Origin of the sequence: Janthinobacterium fluminis, assembly GCF_028595325.1 — a bacterium.
Taxonomy (GTDB): domain Bacteria; phylum Pseudomonadota; class Gammaproteobacteria; order Burkholderiales; family Burkholderiaceae_D; genus Janthinobacterium; species Janthinobacterium fluminis.
On the sequence record NZ_JAQQXR010000003.1, the window covers coordinates 170976 to 197422 of the forward strand.

The 26447-nt window shown below is 63.7% G+C and carries 16 protein-coding genes; 8 read left to right on the forward strand and 8 right to left on the reverse strand.

Annotated features, from left to right (window positions below):
* Window positions 1-15: 15 nt before the first annotated feature.
* The 4 genes from glmU (at window position 16) to OIK44_RS09560 (ending at window position 5414) form a co-directional block, all read left to right on the forward strand.
* On the forward strand, window positions 16-1392 hold the full coding sequence (glmU, locus tag OIK44_RS09545; RefSeq protein WP_273670506.1) for a bifunctional UDP-N-acetylglucosamine diphosphorylase/glucosamine-1-phosphate N-acetyltransferase GlmU: 1377 nt from the start codon (window positions 16-18) through the stop codon (window positions 1390-1392).
* 547 nt (window positions 1393-1939) lie between these two features.
* Window positions 1940-2455 carry a sigma-70 family RNA polymerase sigma factor gene (locus OIK44_RS09550; protein ID WP_273670507.1) on the forward strand — a complete coding sequence of 172 codons (516 nt, stop codon included), beginning with the start codon at window positions 1940-1942 and terminating at the stop codon, window positions 2453-2455.
* Window positions 2452-2763 (forward strand): DUF4880 domain-containing protein, encoded by a 312-nt coding sequence (locus OIK44_RS09555; protein ID WP_273670508.1) that lies wholly within the window; start codon window positions 2452-2454, stop codon window positions 2761-2763. Before OIK44_RS09550 ends, OIK44_RS09555 begins: the two co-directional genes overlap by 4 nt.
* A gap of 155 nt (window positions 2764-2918) precedes the next feature.
* Window positions 2919-5414 carry a TonB-dependent siderophore receptor gene (locus OIK44_RS09560; protein ID WP_273670509.1) on the forward strand — a complete coding sequence of 832 codons (2496 nt, stop codon included), beginning with the start codon at window positions 2919-2921 and terminating at the stop codon, window positions 5412-5414.
* Window positions 5415-5557: 143 nt separating this feature from the next.
* On the opposite strand, the gene OIK44_RS09565 is transcribed toward OIK44_RS09560, so the two are convergent.
* From OIK44_RS09565 to OIK44_RS09575, 3 genes are all read right to left on the reverse strand, one after another.
* Window positions 5558-7255, reverse strand: coding sequence for a ShlB/FhaC/HecB family hemolysin secretion/activation protein (locus OIK44_RS09565; RefSeq protein WP_273670510.1), 1698 nt, complete (start codon window positions 7253-7255; stop codon window positions 5558-5560).
* Between the two features lie 10 nt (window positions 7256-7265).
* Window positions 7266-12206: a GLUG motif-containing protein gene (locus OIK44_RS09570; protein ID WP_273670511.1), complete on the reverse strand. Its 4941-nt coding sequence runs from the start codon at window positions 12204-12206 to the stop codon at window positions 7266-7268.
* A 227-nt stretch (window positions 12207-12433) separates the two neighbouring features.
* Complete coding sequence (locus OIK44_RS09575) at window positions 12434-14428, reverse strand: sensor histidine kinase (protein ID WP_273670512.1); 1995 nt, start codon at window positions 14426-14428, stop codon at window positions 12434-12436.
* Window positions 14429-14515: 87 nt separating this feature from the next.
* Here OIK44_RS09575 and OIK44_RS09580 point away from each other — a divergent pair, with 87 nt between their 5' ends.
* Window positions 14516-15205, forward strand: a complete 690-nt coding sequence (locus tag OIK44_RS09580) for a response regulator transcription factor (RefSeq protein ID WP_273670513.1) — start codon at window positions 14516-14518, stop codon at window positions 15203-15205.
* Window positions 15206-15316: 111 nt separating this feature from the next.
* Here OIK44_RS09580 and OIK44_RS09585 read toward each other — a convergent pair whose 3' ends face one another.
* On the reverse strand, window positions 15317-15790 hold the full coding sequence (locus OIK44_RS09585) for an Lrp/AsnC family transcriptional regulator (RefSeq protein ID WP_273670514.1): 474 nt from the start codon (window positions 15788-15790) through the stop codon (window positions 15317-15319).
* Between the two features lie 163 nt (window positions 15791-15953).
* Between OIK44_RS09585 and glmS the strand changes: the two genes are divergently transcribed.
* Together glmS and OIK44_RS09595 are read left to right on the forward strand one after the other, a co-directional pair.
* Window positions 15954-17783 (forward strand): glutamine--fructose-6-phosphate transaminase (isomerizing), encoded by a 1830-nt coding sequence (glmS, locus tag OIK44_RS09590; RefSeq protein ID WP_273670515.1) that lies wholly within the window; start codon window positions 15954-15956, stop codon window positions 17781-17783.
* A gap of 24 nt (window positions 17784-17807) precedes the next feature.
* The gene (locus OIK44_RS09595) at window positions 17808-18146 is read left to right on the forward strand and encodes a hypothetical protein (RefSeq protein WP_273670516.1); all 339 of its coding nucleotides are present in this window, start codon (window positions 17808-17810) and stop codon (window positions 18144-18146) included.
* A gap of 253 nt (window positions 18147-18399) precedes the next feature.
* Here the strand turns inward: OIK44_RS09595 and OIK44_RS09600 are convergent, their stop codons facing one another.
* Genes OIK44_RS09600 through OIK44_RS09615 form a run of 4 tightly spaced genes read right to left on the reverse strand, consistent with a single transcriptional unit; the run spans window position 18400 to window position 24619 of the window.
* Window positions 18400-18816, reverse strand: coding sequence for a hypothetical protein (locus OIK44_RS09600; RefSeq protein WP_273670517.1), 417 nt, complete (start codon window positions 18814-18816; stop codon window positions 18400-18402).
* A complete protein-coding gene (locus tag OIK44_RS09605) occupies window positions 18813-19460 on the reverse strand; it encodes a hypothetical protein (RefSeq protein WP_273670518.1) in 648 nt (215 codons plus the stop codon). The genes OIK44_RS09600 and OIK44_RS09605 overlap by 4 nt, the downstream gene beginning before the upstream one ends.
* Window positions 19461-19493: 33 nt before the next feature.
* A complete protein-coding gene (locus tag OIK44_RS09610; protein WP_273670519.1) occupies window positions 19494-20123 on the reverse strand; it encodes a hypothetical protein in 630 nt (209 codons plus the stop codon).
* Between the two features lie 2 nt (window positions 20124-20125).
* The gene (locus OIK44_RS09615; protein WP_273670520.1) at window positions 20126-24619 is read right to left on the reverse strand and encodes an AAA domain-containing protein; all 4494 of its coding nucleotides are present in this window, start codon (window positions 24617-24619) and stop codon (window positions 20126-20128) included.
* A gap of 253 nt (window positions 24620-24872) precedes the next feature.
* Here OIK44_RS09615 and OIK44_RS09620 point away from each other — a divergent pair, with 253 nt between their 5' ends.
* Complete coding sequence (locus tag OIK44_RS09620; RefSeq protein WP_273670521.1) at window positions 24873-26402, forward strand: ATP-binding protein; 1530 nt, start codon at window positions 24873-24875, stop codon at window positions 26400-26402.
* Window positions 26403-26447: the final 45 nt, after the last annotated feature.

Genomic DNA, 26447 nt, shown 5'->3' on the forward strand with positions numbered 1-26447 from the left:
ATAAAAGTACGTCCTATGAATGTTGTCATCCTCGCCGCCGGCATGGGAAAGCGTATGCAATCGGCGCTGCCCAAAGTGTTGCATCCCCTGGCTGGCAAGCCGCTGCTGTCGCATGTGATCGACACGGCGCGGCGCCTGGCCCCTTCCCGATTATGCGTGATTTACGGGCACGGCGGCGCGGCCGTGTTGAAGTTGCTTGAAAAACAAAACGAGGGGCAGGCGGCGCCGATCGCCGCCGCCCTGCAGGAGCAGCAACTGGGCACCGGCCACGCCGTCATGCAGGCCGTGCCGGTGCTCGACGAGAGCGTGCCGACCTTGATCCTGTACGGCGACGTGCCGCTGACGAGCGCCGCTTCCCTGCAGCGCCTCGTCGACGCGGCCGGCGGCGACAAGCTGGCGATCCTGACGGTGGTGCAGGCCGATCCCTTCGGCCTGGGCCGCATCGTGCGCGAGAATGGCGCCATCGTCCGCATCGTCGAGGAAAAGGATGCCAGCGAGGCCGAGCGCGCCATCGGCGAGATCAATAGCGGCATCATGGTGGCGCCGACGGCCCAGCTGAAAAAGTGGCTGGCCGGCTTGTCGAACCAGAATGCCCAGGGCGAGTATTACCTGACCGATATCGTCGCCCAGGCCGTCGCCGACGGCGTGGCCGTGGTGTCGGCGCAGCCGGCGGCCGAGTGGGAAGTGGCGGGCGTGAACAGCAAGGTGCAACTGGCCCAGCTGGAACGCATCCACCAGGGCAATATCGCCCACGCGCTGCTGGAACAGGGCGTGACGCTGATGGACCCGGCCCGCATCGACGTGCGCGGCGAGCTGGTGTGCGGCCGCGACGTGACGATCGACGTCGGCTGCGTGTTCGAGGGCCGCGTCGTGCTGGCCGACGGCGTCAGCGTCGGCGCCCATAGCGTCATCGTCAACGCCAGCGTCGCCGCCGGCGTGAAAATCAAGCCTTTCTGCCATATCGAGGACGCCGTCGTCGGCGCCGCCTCGGTGATCGGGCCGTATGCGCGCCTGCGCCCCGGCACGGTGCTGGACGAAGATGTCCACATCGGCAATTTCGTCGAGATCAAGAACAGCCAGATCGCCGCGCACAGCAAGGCCAACCATCTGGCCTATGTCGGCGACGCCACCGTCGGTTCGCGCGTCAACATCGGCGCCGGCACGATCACCTGCAATTATGACGGCGTCAACAAGTTCCGCACGGTGATCGAGGACGACGCCTTCATCGGCAGCGACAGCCAGTTGATCGCCCCGGTGACGGTGGGCAAGGGCGCGACGCTGGGCGCCGGCACCAGCCTGTCGCAGGATGCGCCGGCCGGCAAGCTGACGATCTCGCGTTCGCGCCAGATCACGATCGAGGCGTGGGAGCGTCCGGTCAAGGTCAAGAAGTAAGCATTTTCCCCGCAGGCGGGCCGTCCGGCCCGCCTGGCCTCGCCGCCGCCGTCTCCGGACGGCGGCGCGCAGCGTTTTCCCGTGTGTTTTCCTCTGTGGGTAAGTCTGTGGACAAGCCTGTCGACAGCGGCTGGATAAGCTTGTGCGCAAAGCATGGGATAAGCCGTGGATAAGCAGCTTGGGCAAGGGTGCAAAGCCTTTGCCTGTGCCAAAAATCCGCCGCGCCGCCGCCCTCTTCCCGCCTCTTGCCCGTTGCAGGGTCTGTTTCATTAGTTTTGTGGATAACTGTGTGGATAATCCTGCAAATAAGTGCGGGATAAGTGTTGCATAAGCAGGGATAAGTGTCGCCTCTGCCGTTGTGGCGGGAGTTTTCCTGTGGGTAAGCTTGTGGAAAAGCGGGTGGGTAAGCGGGGGATAAGACGCCGGCAGCGCGGCATGCCGCCGCCATCCCTGTTCGGCAGGCACAGGCGGAAACAAAATCTATATAATGAGAATAAGTCTCATTTACGATATTGCGGCGCGCGCCGCTCCTTTAGGAAGCCCACCTGTGCCAGTCTCAGCGCTATCCACCGGCAACGTTGCCGCCGTCTATGTCGAGCACCACCGCTGGCTGCTGGGCTGGCTGCGCCGCAAACTCAACGGCGCCGACCAGGCCGCCGACCTGGCGCACGACACCTTCGTGCGCGTGCTGTCGCGGCACGAGGCGCGGCAAGACCTGGCTATGCGCGAACCGCGCGCCTACCTGACGACGGTGGCGCGCAACCTGCTGATCAACCACGTGCGCCGCCAGTCGCTGGAGCAAGCCTACCTGGACGTGCTGGCGCTGGTGCCGCAGGCCCAGGCGCTGGCGCCGGAAACCCGCCTGGCCATCCTCGACACCCTGCACGACATCGACGCCATGCTCGACGGCCTGCCGGCGCGCGTGCGCGAAGCCTTCCTGCTGTCGCAGCTTGAAGGGCTGGGCTACGCCGCCATCGGCGCGCGCCTGGGCGTATCCGAGCGCACCGTCAAGCGCTACATGGCGCAAGCGTTCGAGCAAAGCATCCTGCTGGTGGCGGCGTGAGCGGCGCCGGCGCGGCGGCGGTCGATCCGGGCGCGGCGCGCGAGGCGGCGCGCTGGCTGGTGCGCCTGCACGCGGGCGACATGAGCGAGGCCGAGCGGCGCAACTGCGCGCGCTGGCGGGCCAGCGACCCGGCCCACGAACTGGCGTGGCAGCGCGCCGGGCTGGTGGCCGGCAAACTCGGCCTGCTGCCGGCCGACATCGCCCTGCCGGCGCTGCGCCAGGCGGACGCGCTGAAGACGCTGGCGCTGCTGGCCGGGGCGCCTGCGGGTATCCCTGGGGTCAGGTCTAGACATGACGGTTTTCCCTGAATAAACCGCCATGTCTAGACCTGACCCCAGTGGTGTTTTTACAACAAACCGCCATGTCTAGACCTGACCCCATTGTTGCAAAGTCGTGTCCCTTTTTGCGTGGGCGCCGGTCATATGGGGATTGCGACCATTTCTTTTTTATGAGGATTGTTTTTATGGCTTTTTTGCGTCCCCGTTCTTTTGCCGCCGCGCCCGCGCCGCGCCGCGCCGCCGTTTTGGTCCGCGGCGCTATGCTGGCGCTGGCCGCCACGGCGTTTGGCGCCGCCGCGTCCGCCCACGCTGCGCCCCCCGCCAGCGCCGCCGTGAAGGTGTATGGCATCGCCGCCGGCCCGCTGAGCCCCGCTTTGTCGAGTTTCGCCGGCAGCGCAGGGGTGAATTTTTCGTCCGATCCGGCGTTGACGGCGGGTTTGCTGACGCGTGGTTTGCAGGGCAGTGTGTCGGTGGCGGAGGGCTTCGCCCGTTTGTTGGAGGGGACGTCTTTGCAGGCCGTGCCGCAGGGCGCCGATGTGTTTGTGTTGCGGAAGTCGGCGCCGGCCGCCAGCGCCGCGCAGGCTTTGGCGCCGGTGACGGTGACGGCGCAGGGTTTGCGCGCCACGACGGAGGGCGCCGGTTCGTATACGTCCGGGACGATGAATACGGCGATGCGCCTGGATTTGTCGGTGCGCGATACGCCGCAGTCGGTCAGTGTGGTGACGCGCCAGCTGATGGATGATATGGGGATGACCCGGCTCGATCAGGTGCTCGAACAGACCACCGGGGTGATTGTCGGTAAGTCCGATAGCGAGCGGACGAATTTTTCGGCGCGCGGTTTTTCCATTGATAATTCGCAGATCGACGGTATGCCGCGCGGTCAGAACGCGCCTTTGTCGGATACGATTTTGTATGACCGGGTCGAGGTGGTGCGCGGCGCCACGGGTTTGATGGGCGGCACCGGCGATCCGTCGGCGACGGTGAATATGGTGCGCAAGCGTCCGACGCGGGCTTTCCAGGGTGGCGCCGGGTTGGTCCTGGAGCGTTGGAATGGCCGCCGCACCGAGGTGGATGTGTCCGGCCCGCTCAGCGCCGGCGGCGGTGTGCGCGCCCGCGCCGCCCTCGCCCACGAGTCGCGCGATTCGTATATGGATTTTTATCACGATCGCAAGTGGGTCGGCATGGTCATCGTCGAGGCCGATCTGGCGCCGGCGACGCTGCTGACGGCCGGTATCGACTTCCAGCACAATAAGCCAAACGGCTCGACCTGGGGCGCGGTGCCGTACTGGAACGCCGACGGCAGTCTGGCGAATTTGCCGCGCAATTTCAGTTTGGGCACGCCGTGGAATTCCTGGGCGAATGAGCAGGAAACGGTGTTCGCGTCGCTGGACCATCAGTTCGCCAATGGCTGGAAGGTGCATGCCGGTTATGCCCGCACGAACAGCCGCAACAATACGACGCTGGCTTATGGCGGCGACGGTTATCCGGATACGAAGACGGGCGGCGGTATGGTGCTGTGGACCGGAGTCTGGGGCGAGGGCAAGTATGTCACTGATAATGTGGATTTGTATGCCAGCGGTCCTTTTCAGTTGCTGGGACGGCGCCACACGCTGATCGCCGGTTTCAACGGCAGCAACCAGACTTATACGGCGGTGGGCGGCGATGCCAAGATAGACTACGAGAAGGAGATTCCCGATTACCGTCTTTGGACCGGCAACATTCCCCGTCCCGTGTTCGTGCCGGACGGTTCGCGCACGGAGGCCGTGACGCGTCTGGGCGGCGCTTATCTGGCCGCGCGGTTTTCGCTGGCCGATCCGCTGCATGTGATCGTCGGCGCGCGCCTGAGCAATTACAACACTTACACGCGCCAGTACAACAAGGCCGGCGTGCACACGGAAACGACCGACCGGGTCGAGGCGCGCAACGAGGTCACGCCCTATGTCGGCGTGGTGTATGACTTGAACGACAGGTATTCGGCCTATGCCAGTTATACGACCTTGTTCACGCCGCAGACTTCGAAGGACAAGAACGGCCAGTTCCTGAAGCCGGCCACAGGCAGCAACGCGGAGCTGGGCGTGAAGGGCGAGTTCTTCGACGGTAAGCTGAACGCCTCGTCGGCCGTGTTCCTGGTCAAGAAGAAGAATCTGGCGGAGCTCGACCAGAGCGTGCCGGCCGGCTTCAAGCTGCCCGACGGCGGCTCGGCCTATGTCGCGAATGCCGACGGCATCACGGCCAAGGGCGTCGAGTTCGAGGTGTCCGGCCAGTTGACGGCGGCCTGGAACCTTAGCGGCGGCTATACCTATCTGCACGCGGCCGAGGCCGATGGCCGGCGCGCCGTGCCGGACCAGCCGCGCCATCTGCTGCGTCTGTCGAGCGCCTACCGCTTCGGCGGCGCGCTGCAGGGTTGGCGGGCCGGCGCCGGCTTGACCACGCAGAGCGCCACTTACGGCGACTCGTGGTTTGGCCGGCCGCCGCATCATACGAAGCCGGCGCGCGTCGGTCAGGGCAGTTACACGCTGGTGAGCCTGATGGCCGGCTATGACGTCAGCCCGCGCGTCAGCGTCCAGCTCAACGTCAGCAATCTGTTCGACCGCGAGTATTACCGCAATGTGGGCTTTTACGACAGCGTGTTCTGGGGCGAGCCGCGGCGCATCTCGGCGTCGCTGCGCACGACGTTCTGATCGTGCCTGTGGATAAGTCTGTGGGCAAGCCCCTGGATAGGCTGGGGGTAAGCCTGCGGATAAATCAGGGATAAACCAGGGATAAGCTGGGGATAAGGGGGCGGGGCCGATGGCGTCCCGGCCCCTCCCCCTTAAAATGACGCTTAAAAACTGCGCCGCAGTTCGGCCCAGACGCGCGCCGAGCTGCGCGCCGCCAGCAGGGACGGCGTCGCGCCGATCGGCTTGGCGACGTGGATGCGGGCGTCCCACTGTTGCGGGCCGTTCCAGTTCAAGCCCAGGCCGGCGCCTTGCAGCGTCGCGCCGTTCGGGCCGGCCGACCAGGCGCGCTGGTTGACGGTGACGCGCGCGCTGTCGACGAAGGCGACGGCTTGCCATTGTCCGCCCCAGCCCGCGCCCAGTTCGTGGCGCAGTTCAACGCTGGCGGTGTAGCCGAGGTCGCCCGCCGCCGCGCCCGTGTCGTAGGCGCGCACCGTGTACGGCCCCCCCACGCTCATTTTTTCCGCCGAGTCCAGGTTGCTGTCTGCCCACTGGCCGGCGACGCTCAGGTAGAGCGCGTCGCGCTGGCCCAGGTTTTGCAGCCGCGACAGGTTGACGTTCCATTTGGCGAAGTCGCCGTGGCTGCGCGCGCTGGCCGCGTCGAGGCGGCGCGCCTGCGGGTTGTCGATGCTGGCGTGGCCGGCCGTCCAGGCCAGGTTCCAGCTGCTGATGCCGCCCTGCAGCAGGCCATCGCGGGCGTCGCCGCTGAGGGCCGCGCTCCAGTTGTCGATTTGCCGGTCGCTGCGCACGGCGCTGGCGTCGATGCGGTCGCGCAGTTGCACGCGGTCGTATTGCAGCTGGCCGTACAGGTTGACGTCGCGGCTGCGCAGCAGCGGGTGCTTGATCCAGGCGCTGGCCACTTGCGCGCTGCCGTGGGCGTCCAGCGCGGACAGGCCGTGGCCGAGGCGGTAGCGCAGCGCCGAGTAGGAGGCGCCGACGCGGCTGCCGCGGCCGTTGAGCAGGGTGTCGTAGCCGAGGCGGGCGTAGCGCATGCCCTGCCCCGAGCTGAGGACGCTGACGCTGAGCACGTCGCCGTGGTGCAGCGGGTTGTAGAGGTGGACGGTGGCGCCGGCGCGGGCGCGGCCCGTGTAGCGGTTGCCGTTGTTGTCGAGCACGGCGTTGCCGGCCACGGCGGGGCCGGACCAGGCGTCCACCAGCAGGTCGGCGCTGCCGACCTCGGCGCCCGGCTTGAGCGTGGCGGCGATGGCGACGTTGGGGATGTCGGAGAGCAGCAGCAGGGTGCGGTCGAGTTCGCCCTGGCCGATGCTCCGGCCCGTTTGCAGCGCGTCCAGCGTTGCCTGCAGCAGGGCGTCGCCGGCGCCGCTGGCGTTGCTGACGCTGATCTTGCCGTAGCGCGCTTCCAGCACGTCGATGCGCACCAGGCCGTTCTGTATGGTCTGGGCCGGGATGACGGCGCGCGCCAGCGGGTAGCCGTTGGCGCGGTAGTGCTCGGTGATGCGGCCGGCCAGCGCGCCCAGCTGGGCCAGCGTCAGCGTGGCGCCCTGGGCGTCGGCGACCAGGGCTTGCAGGGTGGCCGTGTCGAACGCCTGGTTGCCGGCGATGCGGATGGCGCTGACGCGGAAGGGCGCGCTGACGGGCAGCGCGGCGCCCTGCTCTTGCTCGATGCTCAGGCCGGTGGCGGCCGGCGCCGGCGGTGGCGGCGTTTGCGGTTGCACCTGGCGCAGTATCGTGCCGGCGCCGGGCAGGACCGGCGTGTTCTGGGCGGCGGCCAGCGGCGCGAACGCCAGCAGCAGCAGGGACAGCAGGGGTTGGATCGGGTGTAGCGGTGTCGATGGATGTGTCATAGCGTTTCTGTTATTGGTTCACGTTCAGCGTGTTGGCGGGCAGCTTGACGCCGCCCAGTACGATTTGCAAAGCCGGGCCGCGGCTGCCGATCTGCACCGTCGTGTTCACTTGCGTGGCGTCGGCCGGGGCCGCCGTCTCGGCGTGGCTGACGGTGATGGTCGGCGACAGTTGCAGGGCGTCGGGGCGGCTACCGGTCAGCGAGCCGAGCACGTCGGATTGCAGTTGCGCGACGGCGGTGTGCGTGGCGGCTGGAATCGCGATTGGCGTCGGAGTCGGCGTCGGCGTTACCGCCGCCAGCGTCAGCGCGGTGGCGTTGCCCTCGGCCTGGACGAACACATAGTTTTCCGCGCTCAGTCCGGCGCCTTGGATGGCGTGGCGCCCGGCCGGGCTGGCGCTGGTGGCGTCGCTGCTCCAGCGCAGCGTGCCGCTGCTGGCCGTGGCCTGGGTGTCGTTGCCGAGCCAGCCGGTGACGCTGCCGGTCAGGCCCGTCAGCGCCTGGCCGGCCGTGAACGTCGACGGCGCGGCGCGGTAGGTCAGCGTGGCCGGCGTGACCGTCAGCGTGCCGTTGACGTAGCTGATGTCGTAGCCTTGCTGGCCGGAGTACAGCGCCGGCCCGTGCTTGCCGACGTTGACCTTGCCGGCATAGGCGCGGTCGCGGTTGAACAGTTGCGCCGAGGTGGCGGCGTCGGCGCGCGAATACGTGGCGTTGACGAGGCCGCCCTCGTGGGCGCGGGCGTCGTAGACCTTGCCGATGTTGTCGGCCGTGATCGTCAACTGCGTCAGGAAGCTGCGCAGCAGCGGCGTGGTGCTGCCTTCGTAGATGCGCCAGACGGCGTTGCTGCCGCCGGCGCTGGCCATGTCCCAGCCGGCGAAGCTGGCGCCCGACTGCAGTTGCGCCGTGCTCAGGCCGCGCACGCCTTTCAGGGTGCCATTGTTTTCGCCCACGCCGGTTTCTTGCAGCGTGCTGTTCCAGAAGCTGCTGTCGATGCTGCCGTTGTTGCGGCCGACCAGGGCGCCGGTCATGGTCTTGCCGGTGGCGCCGCCCGTCGCATAGCTGTTGCGGATCAGGGAGATGGCGGTGTCGCCGTCCTCCGTCGAGTTGTAGCCGACCAGGCCGCCAACGTCGTGGTCGCCCGTGGCGTGGCCGCTCGCATAGCTGTTGGCGATGCTGCCGCCCTGGTTGTAGCCGACCAGTCCGCCGGCATTGTCGGCGCTGGCGTCGGCCGTGCCCGTCGCATAACTGTTGTCGATGCCGCCGCCGTAGTTGGCGCCGGCCAGGCCGCCTATGCTTTTGCGTCCGCTGGCGTTGCCGGTGGCGTAGCTGGTGCCGATGACACCCGAATTCTCCCCGACCAGACCGCCGGCCTTCTTGTCGCTGCTGACCGCACCGCTGGCATGGCTGTCGCGGATGCTGCCTTTTTCAGTATTGAATCCGGCCAGCCCGCCGGCGCCCTGCTCCATGCTGCGGACGGCGCCGCTGGCATGGCTGGCGAGGATGGCGCCGGAATTTTCACCGACCAGCCCGCCGGCGCCCTCGCCTTCGGCGTTGGCGTTGCCGCTGGCGTGGCTGTTGTCGATGGAACCGGAATTGTCGCCGACCAGCCCGCCAACGAGCTGCTGGCCGCTGACCGCGCCGGTGGCGTGGCTGGCGCTCACGAGGCCTTCATTCTCTCCAACCAGCCCGCCGACCCTGTTGGCGCCGCCGCTGACGGTGCCGCTGGCATGGCTGTCGCCGATGGCGCCGGAATTTCCGCCGACCAGTCCGCCAACGTTCCTGCCCTTGCCGCTGACGGCGCCGCTGGCATAACTGCCGTGAATGGTCGCGTTTTTGTCGTTGAACCCGACCAGCCCGCCGGTATCGCGGCGCTCGCTGCTGACGGCGCCGGTGGCATAGCTGTTGATGATGGAACCGGAATTGTTTCCGACTAAGCCGCCGGTTTCGTCTTCGGTGCTGCTGACGGCGCCGCTGGCGTAGCTGTCGCTGATGGTGCCTTGGAAGTTTTCGCCGACCAATCCGCCGGTCCGGTTGTCGGCGCCGTTCACGGTGGCCGTGGCGTGGCTGCGCTCGACGGTGCCGTGGAAGTTTTCGCCGACCAGTCCGCCTGTTGAGCGGCCCGTGCCGTGCACTTCGCCGCTGGCGTGGCTGTTGCTGACCAGGCCGGCACTGGAGCCGGCCAGGGCGCCGGTGGCGAAGTGGCCGGTGACCATGGCGTCCAGCAGGCCGACGTTGCGGATCACGGAGGTGGGGCTGGTGTAGCCGAACAGGCCGACATAATCGCGCTCGGGGCTGTTGATGGTGAGTGCGTTGATGGTGTGGCCGTTGCCGTCGAAACTGCCGCCGAAGGCATGCTCGTCGGCGTTGCCTGCCTGGTTGTCGCGGTTGTCCCTGCCGACGGGCACGAAGCCGCTCGCGCTCCAGACGTCGCGGCCGGCCGTGGCGGCGGCGTCGATGGATGCGCCCAGCGTGTAACTGGCGTCCTTGGCCAGCAACATCAGTTGCAGCTGGTGGGCGTTGCGCACATGGTTGCGGTATTCGGACAGCAGCATAGGCGCGGTGGCGCCGGGGTTGTCGCCGGCATTGTTCAGCGTGCCCTTGGCGTCGACGATGACCCAGCCGGAGGCGCCCGGCGCCGTGCCGAAGGTGAAGCCGGAGAAGCTCGACGCCGTGCGCATGTCCGCGTCGCTCAGGCCGGTGCCGCCGGCCGATTCGCCCTGGCCGGAACGCTCGATGTTCCAGTAGCTGTCGCTGACTCTGCCGAAGTCGTTGAAGCCGACCAGGCCGCCGACGTCGGGGCCGGTGACGTCGATGCTGCTGGCCGCGTAGCTGGTGTAGATCTGGCCGCTGTTATAGCCGACCAGGCCGCCGGTGCTACTGCCGCCGCGGATCGTCGCGCTCGCATAACTGTCGCGCACGGCGCCGTTGCTGTTGTTGCCGACCAGGCCGCCGATCTTGGCCGCGCCGCTGACGATGCCCGTGGCGTAGCTGCCGCTGATGGTGGCGGCGAGGGGGCCGCCGCCGTTTTCCCCGACCAGGCCGCCGGCGCTGTTGCTGTTGGTGCCCACCCGGCCGCTGGCGTAGCTGTCGGCGATGCTGCCGCGGTTGGCGCCGACCAGGCCGCCGACGGTGCGGGCGCGGGCGTAGACGTTGGCGGAGGAGAAGCTGTTGACGATGCTGCCGTTGTTGACGCCGGCCAAGCCGCCCACGGAGGCTTCGCCGCGGATGTCGCCGCCGGCGATGCCGACGTTGCGCACGCTGGCGCCGCTGCCCACGTAGCCGAACAGGCCCACGCCGGTGTCTTGGCCGCGGGCGATGGTCAGTTGCTGGACGCTGTGGCCGAGGCCGTCGAACTGGCCGCTGAACTGGCCGCTGTTGCCGCCTAGGGGCTGGAAGCCGGCGCCGCCGTCCCAGTCCAGCGTGGCGGTGGCGTCGATGTCGGCGCCGAGCACATAGTTGCCGTCCAGTTTGCCGTTGATGCCCTGCAGGTCGGTGCCGCTGGCGCTGCCCGCCTGGCCCAGGGCGGTGATGACCGTGTAGTCGACGCGCGCGCCGTCCGAGCCGAGTTTGGTGCTGAAGTGTTCGCCGGCCGCCAGGTTCACGGGCGCCAGCACGCGGTAGACGGCGTTGTTGCCGGCCGCCACGGCGCCCTGGCCGTATTCGAGGGCCAGGCTGGCCGTGGCGGAGCCGTACAGGGGGGCGTTGATGTTGATGTTGCGTTCGGCGTTCAGGGTCAGCTTGTTGGCCGACCACGTGACGCTGTCGTTGACGTGGAGGTCGCCGGCGCCGGCGCTCCGGCCGGCGGTGCTCTGGATGGTCACGCTGCCGTGGCGCAGATTGTCCGACAGCGTGGCGCCGCTGATGTCGCCGCCGCTGGCGGCCACGGTGAAGTCGACGGGGTCGATCAGCCAGGTGCCGCTGGCGCCGGCCGGGGCGGCCGTGCTGATGCGGGCGCCGGCGTCCACCTTGACGCGGGCGGCGCTGGTTTCGATGAAGCCGCCGTTGCCGGCGCCGGGCGCGCCGGCGTCCAGCGTGCCGCTCACGTGGGTGCTGCCGGCCGCCATGCCGCCCAGCAGCACGATGCTGCCCTCGCGCTGCTCGACGGTGCGGGCCTCGATGACGCCGGTGTTGTTGACGACGCTGGCCAGCACGCTGTCGCGGGCGCCGGCGCTCATGCGCACCAGGCCGCCGTCGGCGCGGATCAGGCCGCCGTTCTCGGCCAGCGCGTTCAGCGTGCTGTCGTCGATTTGCAGTTGCAGCAGGCGGTTGCCGGCGAAGGTCAGGGTGGCGGCGCTGCCGCCGCCCAGCGCGACCGCGCCGGCGCGGGCCTGGATGTCGCCGCGGTTGCTGACGCGGCGGCCCAGCAGGGCCACATAGCCGCCGTCGGCGGCGCGGATGCTGCCCTCGTTGACGACGCCGCCCTCGCCCTTGCCGGCGAAGTGGCGGCGGGCGCCGTTGGCGCCGGCGTCGGCGATGTCGAGCGTGGTGGCGACGAGGCCGCCGACGTCGACCTGGGCGCCGCGGCCGAACAGGATGCCGTTCGGATTGATCAGGTAGACCTGGCCGTTGGCGTTCAGGCGGCCGAGGATCTGCGTGCCGTTGCTGTCGAAGATGCGGTTGACGGCCAGCGCCGTGGCCGAGGGCTGGACGAAGTTGACGGTTTCGCCGGCGCCGACGTTGAAGCTGTTCCAGTTCAAGCTCAGTTGCGCGCTGTTCTGGCGGATCGTCGTCGTCGCGCCGGACTGGCTGATGCTGCCGGCGCCGCCGACCACCTGGCCGCCGGCGGGGGCGGCCCAGGCGGCCGGGGCGGCCAGCGCCAGCGCGGCCAGGGCGGCCAGCTTGCGGCGCGTGCCCTTGCCGCGGCCGCGCGTCGTTTCGGCGACGGCGACCCAGGCGTTCAAGACGTGGCTCCAGACGAGGCGGTAAATGTGGTTCATCGATCCGTGGCGTTGCATGCTGTCAATCCTTGATGGTGTGGAATGGTGGGGGCGCGGGCTGGCGCGGCGGGCAAGCGGTGCGGGCGCGCCGCGCCCGTTCCTATTGCCATCCGACATATTCTCGTGGCGAAAAGTTATGTTAATTTCTTCAAGGAAAGATAGCAAAAAGCGCGGATTTAGAATCGAGCAAACCTGAGCGATACCCGACTGATTTCGTCGGGTATGCCAGGCGGCCCGACGGCGCGCTAGGCCGGCAGGCGCAGGGCGAAGCGGATGGTGCCGTCGGCGCCGGCGCTGTCGAGCGCGACCTGGCCGCCGTGCAGCTCGGCGATGCGCTGCACCAGGTACAGGCCGAGTCCGGCGCCCGGCTTGTGCTGGGCTATGCGGCCGCGGAAGTATTTCTGGAACAGGCGCGGGATTTCATCGGCGGGCAGCGGCTCGCCGGCGTTGCTGACGCTGACCTGGACGCGGCCGTCGGCCAGCGTTTCGGCGCGCACGCGGATCGCCTGGACTTGCGGGGCGTGGCGGTCGGCGTTGCTGAGCAGATTGCGCAGGGCCACGCGCAGCAGGCCGGCGTCGGCCACCAGGCGCGCCGGCAGCGCCAGCAGGGTCGCCTCGACGCGTCCGGCCGGCCACTCGGCCAGCACGGCTTCCAGCAGGGCGCGCGGGTCGCAGGGCAGCGGGCGGAACGTCGCCGCGCTCGTCTCCATGCGGTCGGCGCTCAGGTATTCGTCGACCAGGGCGGTCATGCGGCCGCTGGCCTCGCGCAGGTTCTGGCAGCGCTGCAGCGTCTTGTCCCTGGGCGCGTCCGGGTTGCGGGCGATTTGCTGGGCCGTCGTGTTGATGATGGCCAGCGGCGTGTGGAATTCGTGCGACACCATGGCGACGAAATCCTGCTGCTCTTCGCGGGTGCGGGTTTCCACTTCCAGGGCGGCGCGCAACTCGCCCTCCAGCGCGGCGCGCCGGCCGATCTCCTGTTGCAGGGCGGCCGTGCGCCGCGCCACCTGCTCTTCGAGGCGCTCGTTGAGTTCGCGCACGGCTTGCACGGCCTGCGCCTGGGCCTGTTCCTTGGCGCGGCGCAGCCCGGCGTAGCGCCGGTTCAGCCGCAGGCTCATCAGCATCATGTGGACGAAGGCGCCCAGCGTGGCCGCGTGGTTGGTCCAGAAATTGGGCGGCAAGACGGCCATATTGCGCAGGAAGCTGACCAGCACGCCCGCGTAGAAGACGCCGAAGATCAGCAGGAAGGCGCGGGCCGGGCGGTGGCCGCGCAGCGCCAGCCACGTCGCCAGGCCGATGAAGAGCAGGATCAGCGGCAGCGCCGTGCGCTGCACGACGAGCACGCCGGCCGCATAGTCGCCGCCCAGCACCAGGGCCGCGCCGGCCAGCGCGGCGGCGGCGGTGACGGCGACGACGAGGCGGTTGAAGCGGGGCCACAGGGCCGGCAATTCCAGTTGCAGGGTGGAAAAGCGGGCGCCGACGGCCAGCGACAGGGCCATCGACACGCCCAGCATGGGGTCGGACAGGCCGTTCGGCATCGCGAAGATGTGCTGGGGGATGGCGATGGTCAGCGCCTCCGTCGTCGCGTTGGTCAGCACATACAGCAGATACCAGCCGCTGTGGGCCTCGCGCGTCATGCGCCAGAAGAAGATGTGGAACAGGATCAGCAACAGATAACTGCCGAACTGCAGGCCGTAATACAGGTATTCGCGGCGCGAGGATTCCTCGAAGGCGGCGCGCGGCCATAGCGCCAGCTCGGTCGACATGGCCTTCTTGCTGTGCAGGCGCACCAGCCAGCGCTCGGGCGGGCCGGCCTGCATGCGGACGGGAAACACCACCTGGCGCGCGTTGACGGGCCAGGCGGCGCGCGCGATGTCGGCGCCGGCCGCCTGCAGCGTCCAGCGGCCGGTGCCGTCCCAGCGGTAGAGCCTGGCGTCGTCGAGCACGGCGTTGCTAAAACGCAACGCCCATTCCTCGGGCGCGGCCGCCTCGCGCGCCACGTCCAGGCGCAGCCAGACGGCGTCGTCCGTGTAGCCGGCGCTGACGGCGCGGGGCAGCGCGCGCCAGCCGGGCGCGGCCAGCGCGGCGTCGGGGCCGAGGCGGCCGCCGGGGTCGCGCAGCATCAGCAGGTGGCCGCTGGCGGAAACTTGGCGGCCGTCGGCCGGCAGGGTCAGGGGCGCGGCCCGCCCCGCGGGGGCATGCAGGGCGGCCAGCAGCAGCAGGAGGGCGAACAGGATTTTCATGGCGACGCAGCTTAGCACGGCCGGCGCGCCGGCTGGGGCCGCCAATTTCCCGCCCGTCGGGCGGCGCCTATCGGTTATCCTTGCGCCATGCTGAACCTCATTTTGCTTGAAGACGAAGCCGTGCTGCGGCAAGAACTGACCGAATTCCTTGGCGACTGCGGCTACTGCGTCAGCGCCGTCGCCGACCTGGCCGGCTTCCACGCCAGTTACGAACCGGCGCGCCACCGCATCGCCGTCATCGACCTGGGCTTGCCGGACGGCGAAGGCATGGCGCTGGTGCGCGCGCTGCGGCTTGAGGGCCAGCGCATCGGCATCGTCGTGTTCACGGCGCGCGGCGCCACGCAGGACAAGGTCAACGGACTGGGCGGCGGCGCCGACTACTACCTGCCCAAGAGCGCCGACCTGGACGAGCTGGCGGCGACGCTGAGCGCGCTGCGGCGCCGCATGGGCGAGCCGGCCGCAGCCGTGGCCGCGCCGTGGGTGCTGGAACTGGGGCCGCGCCGGCTGCTGCCGCCGGGCTTCGGCGCCATCGCCCTGTCGCAGCAGGACGTGACGGTGCTGCGCACGCTGATGGCCGAGCCGGAGCGCATCGTCAGCCGCCAGCAAATCGTCGAATCGCTGGGCGAGGATTTCCTCAGCTACGACCAGCGCCGGCTCGACACCCAGATCAGCCGCCTGCGCCGCAAGGCCGAGCAGGCCACCGGGCTGACGCTGCCGATCAACACGGCGCGCAACGCCGGCTACCGCTTTTACGCCGAAGCCGAAGTGCGGTCTTGAGCGCGGCCTGTGGATAAGCATGTGGGCAAGCCGCGTATAAATGCTGGGCAAGTGCGGTATAAGTCTGTGCGCAAGCGCTGAACAAGCGGTGCATAAGTATGCGGGCCGGGCTCAAACGGCGATGCGCGTCTCGAACTTGCTGCGGAAGGTGGAGAAATAGGTTTTCACGTTGCGCACATTGGCGTGCGCGGCGAACAGGCGGTGCGCCAGCGCGTGGTAGGCCGGCATGTCGGCCAGCTGCACGATCAGCACGAAGTCCGGGCCGGGCGAGACGCGGTAGCATTGCAGCACGGCGCCGTCGCCGGCCACGTGGCGCTCGAACTCCGCCATGCGCTCGGCCGCCTGGACGTCGAGCGTGATCTCGACGATGGCCGTCAGGCGCGCCCCCACCATCTGCGGCGCGACGATGGCGACCTGGCGCTCGATGACGCCGCTCTCGCTCAGGTGCTTGACGCGGCGCAAGCAGGTCGGCGCCGACACATGCACCTGCTGCGCCAGCTCGCTGTTGCTTTGCGACGCGTCAATTTGCAGGGCATTCAAGATGCGACGATCTACATCGTCGAGCAGTACGGCGGAGTCTGTCATGGGCGCGTCACCAATTCAAAAAGAAATCACTAAAATTTGAAAGAATATTTCATGTGAAAATATGTGTGAAATATTCTTTCATATTCTATTGGATTTAGAAAGCATATTTCACGGCCTCTGCTTTACGATGCATCCATTATCTATTTTCTAATCAGAGGCTCCCATGTGCGGCATCGTCGGCGCAGTAGCGCAACGCAATATCACCCCCGTCCTGCTCGAAGGCTTGAAGCGCCTGGAATACCGCGGCTATGACTCCTGCGGCGTGGCGCTGCACGTGGACGGCCAGTTGCGCCGTTCGCGCAGCACCTCGCGCGTGGCCGACCTGGAACAACAGATCGACAGCGCGACGCTGAGCGGCTTCACCGGCATCGCCCACACGCGCTGGGCCACGCACGGCGCGCCGGCCTCGCACAATGCCCACCCGCACTTCTCGCCCAGCGACGACAACGCCCGCGTCGGCCTGGTGCACAACGGCATCATCGAAAACCACGACGAACTGCGCGCCGAACTGACGGCCCTCGGCTATGTGTTCCAGAGCCAGACCGACACCGAAGTCATCGCCCACCTGGTCGAGCACATGTACAACGGCGACCTGTTCGACACCGTCCAGCAAGCCGTCAAGCGCCTGCACGGCGCCTACGCCATTGCCGTCTTCTGCCGCGAGGAACCGCACCGCGTCGTCGCCGCGCGCCAGGGCTCGCCGCTGATCGTCGGCCTGGGCCAGGGCGAGAACTTCGTCGCCTCGGACGCGATGGCGCTGGCCGGCACCACCGACCAGATCATCTACCTGGAAGAAGGCGACGTCGTCGACCTGCAACTGTCGCGCTGCTGGATCGTCGACGTCGACGGCAAGGCCGTCGAGCGCGAAGTCAAGACCGTGCACGCCCACACGGGCGCGGCCGAGCTGGGCCCGTACCGCCACTACATGCAAAAGGAAATCTTCGAACAGCCGCGCGTCATCGGCGACACCCTCGAAGGCGTCACCGGCATCATGCCGGAACTGTTCGGCGACAGCGCCTACAAGGTCTTCAAGCAGATCGACCGCGTGCTGATCCTTGCCTGCGGCACCAGCTACTACTCCGGCCTGACGGCCAAATACTGGATCGAGTCCGTCGCCAAGGTGCCCGTCAGCGTGGAAATCGCCAGCGAATACCGCTACCGCGACAGCGTGCCGCACCCGAACACCCTGGTCGTGACGATCTCGCAAAGCGGCGAGACGGCCGACACCCTGGCCGCGCTGAAGCACGCGCGCAGCCTGGGCATGCTGCACACCCTGACCATCTGCAACGTCGCCACCAGCGCCATGGTGCGCGAATGCGCGCTGTCCTACATCACCCGCGCCGGCGTCGAAGTGGGCGTGGCCTCGACGAAGGCCTTCACGACCCAGTTGGCGGCGCTGTTCCTGCTGACGCTGACGCTGGCGCAGGTGAACGGCCACCTGACGGAAGAGGAAGAGGCGGCCCACCTGAAGGCGATGCGCCACCTGCCCGTGGCGATCGCCTCGGTGCTGGCGCTGGAGCCGCAAATCATGGCCTGGTCGGAAGACTTCGCCCGCAAGGAAAACGCCCTCTTCCTGGGCCGCGGCATGCACTACCCGATCGCCCTGGAAGGCGCGCTGAAGCTGAAGGAAATTTCCTACATCCACGCCGAAGCGTATCCGGCCGGCGAGCTGAAGCACGGCCCGCTGGCGCTGGTGACCGAGGAAATGCCGGTCGTGACGATCGCGCCGAACGACGCGCTGATTGAAAAGCTCAAGTCGAATATGCAGGAAGTGCGCGCCCGCGGCGGCCAGCTGTTCGTCTTCGCCGACGTCGACTCGCGCATCACCTCGGGCGAGGGCTTGCACGTGATCCGCCTGCCGGAGCACTACGGCCTGCTGTCGCCTATCCTGCACGTGGTCGCGCTGCAGTTGCTGGCCTACCACACGGCGCTGGCTCGCGGCACCGACGTCGACAAGCCGCGCAACTTGGCCAAGTCGGTGACTGTCGAGTAAGCGAGTTCGGTCAGGACGCGTCTCTTGTGCGCAAATAATACAGATGAACACAAAACAATAAAGTTTGAGATAAGCGGTTCCGAGATTTTTAGTATTGCATCAGCCTATGTGCGCCATGATTTTGGCCACATGGGCTTTTTTTATCCTGCGAAGCTGGAGTTGGTTTTACGTCTTTATGGAAAGGACTTTGTTATTCGGAATGGATTTGTTGCGGGGCGAGGGCGGCTGACTCGAGCTAATAAAGCCAGCCGGACTGTTTTCTGGCGTGACCAAGGGGCACACCAATCGATACGCGTGCTGCGGCCCGATCAGGTCTCGGCAAAGAATAAACGAGCCGCAGTAGAAGCTTTACAAGGACCATAGAAGTCAGCCGTGATATGCTTTAAAAAAGCCTATGTAATGTTTCCTCTGAATCTATCTTTCATCAAACTTGTTGTACTTGGCTGGCGATCTCTAGCGCAATGTTAGGACGTAGGACTGGGAGCGGTGTAATTAACAACTTGATAGTTAGGAGAAAATATTGATCCGGCAACTGTAATTGCAATATTGGAAGAAGTAGCAAAGACGTGGCAAGAGAATGAAAAGAAAAATAATCTAGCTGCTTGGCAAGATAGTGTCAGTGTGAAATTGAACAAAATTCTCGATAATACTGTTGAAATCCTTCGTGATCTGCGGCGGTATGGACCGTGTAGATGATGCAATCTAACCCGTCGTAGTCTTCCTTATCAAAGGTCTTGAAGAACTCCATCATCTTCGCGTCATCAAGATCATTCGCTTGTAGGTGGGCTCGTAATGCAGTTGCAAACACCCTCGCTTGCACATAACTTCCAGTCCATGCAAAACATGCATGGCCATGTACGATGTTCACTTTCTGAACCATGTTAACGATTTGGAGAGGCTTTTGCTGAGCCTCTTCCACATGATGCCAAGATGGTGTTGAAATGCTCGCGCCTTTTCCCTTCGGAATTGACAAAAGAACGTCACCGAGCAGCACTGGGCAGGAATTCTTGATGTAACCCGCAATCAGTGTCATTTTTCACACCCTGGGGCTTTGGCGATCACCACAAATGAATTTCCTCCGACCTGTTCGTGAGCTAGCCAGCACACGAGCATCTTCCCCTTCACGGACGATACTATGTGGTGAGTATTCAGCAAGGTGAGCAGCCGCTTTGCCCACTCTACGGCATCTTCGACTCGAGGCGGTTGCTTAGGGTTGGTCAAGCTATAGATATGTGAAACACTACCTCGGTGTAGATGCTGATGGCACTCAGCATACAGCTCAAAGAATTGGTTTTTCGTTAAAAAGCCGTCTTCGATGAAGTCAATGTGATGTGAGCCCGAGGTGCTGGTGACTTTAATCGGCTTGGGAAAGAAGTCAGGATGAAGAGACTCCAATTTTTTGAGCATCACGCCCGGTTCGTGACGCTTTAGCACTTGGCCTAATTTCTCCTGCTCGATCTCCCCATGCGCTACGAGACAGCCTACTGCTACGAGCTCGCAAAGCATTCTTAGTTGGAGATACAAAAGTTCGGCCGTTAGCCACTCCGGTAGGGAAGCAGTGCCATGGATGATTGTCTGGAAACTGTTGATGCGTGTCCTAACTTCGTTCAGAACGTTGGAATATTCAACTGAAATTCGTTGTTCCATATCTGTTATTTTTGGTGCAGAATTTTTCATATCGCCTATGGTCTAACGAGACAGAAGAAATGGCTAACCGATGAACGTTCTACTCGCGTCACATAAAGTGGCATAGGCTAGGTTTACGCGACGCGCATCCGATAGGAGCTTTGAACGCTCGGTAGAACTTAATGGCGTTGTGTTGGCTGGGCTTGACGTTTGAACCATTTGCCTTCGCGTCATTTCCAAATCTTCCCATGTGGCTCCGGGCTTCGCTCTTAAGATGCGATAGGCATCCTCTACACTCATGGAATGATCGCTTGATGCAGGTGGCTGGTGCTGAGGCAGCAGCGCATCTGGTTTGGGTGTGCGTGTTGGCGACGCGGTTGTCGCATCGTTCGCAACCGATGATGTAGTGGCAGGTTGCGCCTCGCTCCAAAGCTCGCCTTGCTGATCTTCTGCTTGTTTTGCTCGGGCCTTGGCCAAAATCGCTTTAAGCCTGCTTACACTTTTGCTGGGCTCTTCTGCTGCTTGCTGCCCCCCTGATTTGTTGGCAGTATTGAGGGCGTTCTGGACCTTCTGATCCAATGCCAGCGCCCTGGGCACGTGTCTATGTTTCAGTTCAGCCGCGAGTTGAACGAGTACGTTTGCGTCCGTGGGAGAACTCGAAAACATCGCTTCGAGGTCTACAATGGTTCGCTGCATCAAGGGGCGGTCTGTCATGATTACAAGGCCTCTTCAAGTTCTGAATCAGATACGCCATACGGGTCCACTTCCTTCGCGTGAACCCAGATAGTATTGTCCACAGACTCTGCGCCGAGCGGTTCAATGCCCAAGTCACCAAGGCACTTCAGCAGGTCGGCCAACGTTTCCTCGCGTCGCCGGACGAACGTGGATGCAAAGCAGCGCCAGAACGTCCAGCCAGCGCGCTCCAACACCCGTTGGCGCGTCATATCGTCCTGCCATTGGCCGGGCCCATGGAATCTGTCGCCGTCACACTCAATGGCCAGTCGGCGCCCTTCAGCACCTTCAACGACAAAGTCAATACGGTACCCGCCACAGGGAACTTGGGGCTCGACGCGAAAGCCGCGCTTGACCAGTTCGTCGAACATCTCCAGCTCAAAGCCAGACTCACACCGTTCGCGGAGCATCTCGACCTTGTGGGCATCTTGGGTGAAGGGTTGGCGGAAGTGACGTAGCACGCGACCGTTCAGCGAATCCTCCTTCATTTCGGCTTCGGTCTTTGACCGGAACAGGTACATGCGGTCACGGGCACGGGACAGCGCTACATTGAACCGTTGGTGCATGTCGGCACGATTGGCTGTGTCGCGGTCCCCGGGGCTCGCAACCATTGAGATGAGCATAATGTCGCGCTCGCGGCCCTGGAAGACTGGCGGCGGCCCGACTGCAATCTTGCGGGCGACGATGTCCGCCGGCGAAATCTGCATATGAACCATGTTGTGAATCAGGGCGGCCTGTGCGGTACCAAGCAGAGTCACCACGCCAATGCTGCGACCTTGCAGCGAGTCGTCCTCTAGGATAGCTTTGAGCTCTTCCACGATAGCTTTCGCCTCAGGCTCGTTCACGTCGCCACGGCGATAGCCGCCCTTGACCAATACGTCTACGAGCGGCGGGTCCAATCGTTCGTTTGCCTTGGGCACGCGCAGCGGCTTGATATCCCCCTCGTAGAATTCCCGATTAGAGAATTCGATGATCGCAGGGACGCACCGGAAGTGCTCCCGAAGCATGACCGAGTTACCGGCGAAGACGACGCGCGCCAAGTCGTATATGGACTTGTCGGGGGTCATCTCGGAGCCATGCGGCTGGTCTCGTAGGAAGCGCGCAGCAAGTTCCTGAATCTTGGCCTCAGCAGTACCGACAGCGGACGGCGATACCTGTTTGTGGTCCCCCACGACTAGGACTTTCTTGCCGCGCAAGAGAGCGGGCAACGCCCAGATATCCGATTGGGATGCTTCATCAATGACCACCAGGTCGAATAGCCCGATTTCGGCAGGTATCGTTTCGGAGACGCGCCATTGTGGCAAGACCCAGCACGGCACTGCTTTATAGGCGCGCAACATGGCGTCTCGCGCATTCTTCCTGTGACGAACGGCGCGCACGCCAGTGCCCGCCCCCATCGCGTGGATGGCATTTAGATATGCCTGCAGGGCCTGGCGTACGCTTGTAGGCGAGTTATTGAAGACGCCTAGCCACGTCTTCTCGGCGATCAGCTCCTGATAGGTCCGGGCCAACTTGGCTGTCAAGGTACGACGTTCATCGAACAACTGCCTCAGCCGTGCGTGGCCGTCAATCTTATCAAGGAACTGCACCGCGAGGCGCCAGTTCCAGGCATCACGCCAAGTGGCCGGCGTGTGTAAGTCATGGTCCGTGTTAGCGGGCTGGATGCGTAGGCGGTTTGCCCACTGAGGTGCGCCGGATGCGACAAGCTGCTCCGTTACAGCTGCAATGGTGCCCAAGGCAGGGAGAAGCTTGTTGAGCCGCGCCAGCTCAGCCTGAAGTGCGAGCCAAGTGGTTTGCAGAACAGCCTCGTCTGCGGAGGCGCGTCCGAGAGACTCGCTGAGGAAAGCTCGCAGCTCATCGACGATACCGCCAGTATGGTTGTCCAACGACCGCATCAAGTCGAGCACTCGGTTCATTGCATACGCAAGCCGGTCTTTAGCGAGATGAGCCTGAAGGCTCTGCGCAATAGATGTAACGTATGCTTCGCCGCCTTCCCACAGGCCTTCGGCGACACTTTGCCCCAGGACCTCATCCAACCGTTCAAAAAGTGTGGCGTCGTAGTCAAAGGTTAGCGAACGTACATGCTCAATGGGGCCCCGCAGTTGAACAGCCCGACGAAACGATGCTTCGACATCTGAACCAACAGATTCCAAGCCAAACTCTTGGCCCAGGGAGTTCCAGCTTGCCAGCACTTTACGCACATGGCCACGCCACTCGACAACACGTGCAACTTCAGCCCATTCCGCCGTGCCTGCGGGAGCGGCTCCGAGGATAGTGACGGCGGATATTGCCTTTCGTGCCTCGCTCTTTCCGAATGGCAGACCAAACGCGCTCTTCCCCTCAACCAAGCGCTCCAACGCCGTATGAAAATCGGAATTCAATTCCGCATTGACTGGGACTTCAATGGCTTTTGGCACGAAATCGCGCCGGTTGGCTTCCAGCTTTTGGATGGAATCGCATACTTCGAGTAGCCCTTTGAGAACTGGGTCCGATTCCTGTATGTCAGCGAACCGCTCTTGGACTACGATAGTCCAAGCTTGCCCAACTTCCGCCAGTGCCTTCAGGATGTTTGCGCGCCCCTGGAGAAACTCCAAGAGGTCCTGAGCTCGCTGGTAAGTCTCGGCGCGGGAATCGACCAAGGGATAGAGATTACCTTGGGCCACGCTTGCTTCGATTCCACGGGCACGAACGATGTCACGGTGGAGCCCAAGTAAGTCCGACCATTCTGGAAGTTGGCCGTCTAATGGCAAGTTGCAGTTCCAATAGGACAGGTCTTCACGCACGATGAGGCGAGCTTGTCGCAAGGCGACGATGTCTTCATCCGAAAAGGGGAGCGTGCCATCTTGCGAGGGTGGCGGTAGGTCGTCGAACCACGAATGCAGCTCCATCTGTTCCACAGCCATCTTTGCCATTTCCTCGGGCGAGACATCGCGCCCCTGGAACGAGTAGTTGCGCATGTGCTTGGCTGCATGCGCTGCTGCCGATTGATCGACATGGGCAATCTTAGCGTGGAGGTGGTTCAGGTCCTGCTCCAAGCCGGCGATTTTCGAGGCGGCCTGCGACGGGTTGTATGCGGAAACACTCGACGCGATGGTTTGGATCGAGTGTTCAAACTGCTTCATGCCATCCCGCTCGTCGGACAGCAAAGCGACACTCAGCGGCCGGATTTGTTCGGGTAGCTTCTCCTGCAAAACGGCCAGTGCTGACTCGCCCTTGGCAGTGACAAGAACGCGCTTACCCTGCGCTAGGAAGTGGCACACGACGTTCGCGATTGTGTGCGATTTACCTGTCCCCGGCGGGCCTTGGACGACAACGCCATCGTTGGTCTCCAGCTTTCGGACTATCGAGAGTTGCTCTTCGTTGTAGGGCATCGGGAAATAAAGCTCGAGCGCTCCATCTGTGTTTTCGCTGGACGAGAGACCGCGGAAAGGCACTTCCGGCCGCACCCGTACCGTCGAGTCGCCGTGTTCAACAAAACTCCGAATTACATTGGGCAGACTTTCAGCCGACTCCACGACATTTTTCAGACGTTCAATGTCTTGCAGGAAGATGTCCCCGGAACGCCGGCGGCCAAACAAGACCCAAGTGTCGGTCACGGTTAGATGCTCTTCCGGTGTCGGCGCCGTCAGGTCGTTCTTGTGGGGGCGGTATGTGCCCTTTGGGTCAAGGTGGCCGACGGATGCCGTCAGCACCCCTTCAAAGCTGGTCGATTCAAAAGGATTGACCCTCTGTGCGCTCGTCGCCGTAAAGCTCTTCCAGAATGCCTCTACCTGGTGAACGCCGGGAATTTCCAACGCGGCGTAGCAGTCAACTTCCAACTTCGGAGAAATGTCTCGCGGGCGAACCTCTAAATCTAGCGTGTCCTCGTTGAGGGTTACTTCGCAGACTTGAACAAGCAGCGGGTGTTTGATTGGCGTCGCCGTACCCGGCTTCTTCCACACTGCGTTACCGATACCCCAAGCTAGTTCGAGTGGTGTTTCAGCACCCTCGGTCGAGATGGCTTGCTGTAAGGAGTGCAGTTTCTGGTATTGGCTAATGACCTTTCGACGTGGCTTTTCGGCAGTTGCCCAAGGGGCCCATTGATATTCGACGTACCACTCGAAATGCTCTTTGATGTCCGGATGGTCCGCAAGCTCCAGCTTGCTAACGACGACCTTGTTCTCGACCACGTCGATTTGTGTGCGCAACTCTGGACGTTTCTCAGGTGTCTTTGGCAGCTGAACCCAAGGTTTGAGCGCCTCGTCAGGATCAGGCGGCGCTATTTCCTGCAAGCGGGGCAGCCGAAGCCATACGTCGTCACCGTCGACCTGCAGGTTGAATTGGAGCTCAGGCAGCCTATGGAGGTCTTGCTGATAGGCGCAGTAGTAGTCGATTGGAACCGTGAAGGCGGGTTTAGCCTTGAGCTTTTCAACTTGCTCGATGTAGTCAAGCAAGCTCAGGACTTGGGGCGCTCCCTCGGTCAGTATTTGGTTTCCCATATATTGGATTCCGCCAGGGCGTAGACGGTGTGATTATTGTTATCAAGCAGGTCACGATACTCCTATTCTGGACATGATTCCATAGGGGAAAGTCGACCGATTGGAAAAAGCATCCGGTGCATCTGTTTCAACTTCTACCCCGAGTCAGAAAAGTGGCCAGGAACCAAGCGAGCCTGGAGTCGTCATAGTAGCGTTCAAGGAGTTGCTGCCGATATATGTTTTCATTCAAGTAACAAGGCGATATGCTTGAGAGATGAAAAAATTCGACCTTAACATCGACCGCATGCTCGAAAACTGGGACGGGTTCCATGCTATTCGAGAAATCATCGCCAATGCCCTTGACGAGCAAATTCTGACCGGTACTCGGGATATCGATATCGCGTGCGATGGCGAGGGCCGATGGCGCATCAGGGACTTTGGCCGCGGCCTCCGGCACGAGCACTTCACGATGAACGAGAACCAGGAAAAGCTCGATCATCCCCACCTCATTGGGAAGTTCGGCGTGGGCTTAAAGGATGCCCTGGCCACATTCGACCGCTTGGGCATCGAAGCCCATATCCACTCCAAGTTCTGCAATGTCTCATTCGACCGCTCTGAGAAACACGACTTCTCCGATGTCATCACCTTGCACGCCTGTATCTCCGATCCTTCCGACCCGGCATTCGTGGGAACCGAGTTCATCCTGAAAGGATGCTCCGCCGAGGACATCGAGAAGGCGAAGCGGCTGTTCCTACGCTTCTCAGGCGAGGAGACGCTTGAACGGACCCAATACGGGGAAGTCCTCCGAAAAGTGGGCAAGGCCTCCTACATCTACATCAACGGCATCCGGGTCGCCGAGGAGGAGAACTTCCTGTTTTCCTATAACATCACTTCGCTGACCGCGGCCATAAAGAAGGCTCTCAACCGCGAAAGGACGAATGTCGGGAGGTCCGCCTACTCTGACCGGGTGAAGTCGATCTTGCTCACCTCCTCTTCCGAAGCCGTTGCCAAGGCTCTAGTTGACGACCTGGGCAACTTCGGGAGCGGAACCCTTCACGACGAAATGAAGTGGACGGATGTTTCCGTGCATGCCTCGAAGATCACTAACGCATCAGGAAATGTCCTGTTTCTAACGGACGAGGAGATCATGAACGCGCCACGTTTCGTTGAAGAGGCGCGTGCAGGCGGCCGGCAGATCATCACGATCCCCAGCATAGTCAAGGAGAAGCTGTCGGGACAGTTCGACACGGGAGGCAAGCCGATCCAAGATTTGAGCAACTTCGTCTCCGAATGGAACGACTGCTTCGAGTTCAAGTTCGTCCAGCCCGAAAACCTCCCGCAGGCCGAAAGATCGGTGTTCGACATGACCGGCAGGATCGCAGCCCTAGCAGGCGGACTTCCGTCGAGAGTTCAATCGGTGAAGATTTCGGAGACTATGCGTCCCGAAACTGGTGGGTTTTCTGAGGCGCGCGGGCTTTGGACAGGCTCAGAAATCATTGTCAAACGCAATGAACTCGCGTCCATTGAGAGCTATGCGGCAGTCTTGCTTCACGAGATTGCGCATGCTCGGAGTGGGGAGCCGGACATCACTATTGGCTTCGAACAAGAGTTGACTACACTTCTCGGGACTATTGCATCGAATGCCTTGCTGAATGCTTCCGTCGAAGTAAAAGTAAGGCACGAGCAGTTAAGGGCGTTAAGGCCTGAAACCTCTGTTCCTGGCGGGCAGCAATCAGCCTCGCATCTTGCCTCCGCGCCCGCGAAGAAGTCCGGTTTTTTGGCGAGGCTGTTTGGTAAAAAATAGCGCCTTGGCCTCTTCGGGGCGGCGATGCTGTGGCATGTCGGCGCA

Coding starts and splice junctions, on each gene's coding strand:
- glmU (WP_273670506.1), top strand. CDS start 16: ATGAATGTTGTCATCCTCGCCGCCGGCATGGGAAAGCGTATGCAATCG.
- OIK44_RS09560 (WP_273670509.1), top strand. CDS start 2,919: ATGGCTTTTTTGCGTCCCCGTTCTTTTGCCGCCGCGCCCGCGCCGCGC.
- OIK44_RS09565 (WP_273670510.1), bottom strand. CDS start 7,255: ATGACACATCCATCGACACCGCTACACCCGATCCAACCCCTGCTGTCC.
- OIK44_RS09570 (WP_273670511.1), bottom strand. CDS start 12,206: ATGCAACGCCACGGATCGATGAACCACATTTACCGCCTCGTCTGGAGC.
- OIK44_RS09575 (WP_273670512.1), bottom strand. CDS start 14,428: ATGAAAATCCTGTTCGCCCTCCTGCTGCTGCTGGCCGCCCTGCATGCC.
- OIK44_RS09580 (WP_273670513.1), top strand. CDS start 14,516: ATGCTGAACCTCATTTTGCTTGAAGACGAAGCCGTGCTGCGGCAAGAA.
- OIK44_RS09585 (WP_273670514.1), bottom strand. CDS start 15,790: ATGACAGACTCCGCCGTACTGCTCGACGATGTAGATCGTCGCATCTTG.
- glmS (WP_273670515.1), top strand. CDS start 15,954: ATGTGCGGCATCGTCGGCGCAGTAGCGCAACGCAATATCACCCCCGTC.
- OIK44_RS09600 (WP_273670517.1), bottom strand. CDS start 18,816: ATGACACTGATTGCGGGTTACATCAAGAATTCCTGCCCAGTGCTGCTC.
- OIK44_RS09605 (WP_273670518.1), bottom strand. CDS start 19,460: ATGAAAAATTCTGCACCAAAAATAACAGATATGGAACAACGAATTTCA.
- OIK44_RS09610 (WP_273670519.1), bottom strand. CDS start 20,123: ATGACAGACCGCCCCTTGATGCAGCGAACCATTGTAGACCTCGAAGCG.
- OIK44_RS09615 (WP_273670520.1), bottom strand. CDS start 24,619: ATGGGAAACCAAATACTGACCGAGGGAGCGCCCCAAGTCCTGAGCTTG.
- OIK44_RS09620 (WP_273670521.1), top strand. CDS start 24,873: ATGAAAAAATTCGACCTTAACATCGACCGCATGCTCGAAAACTGGGAC.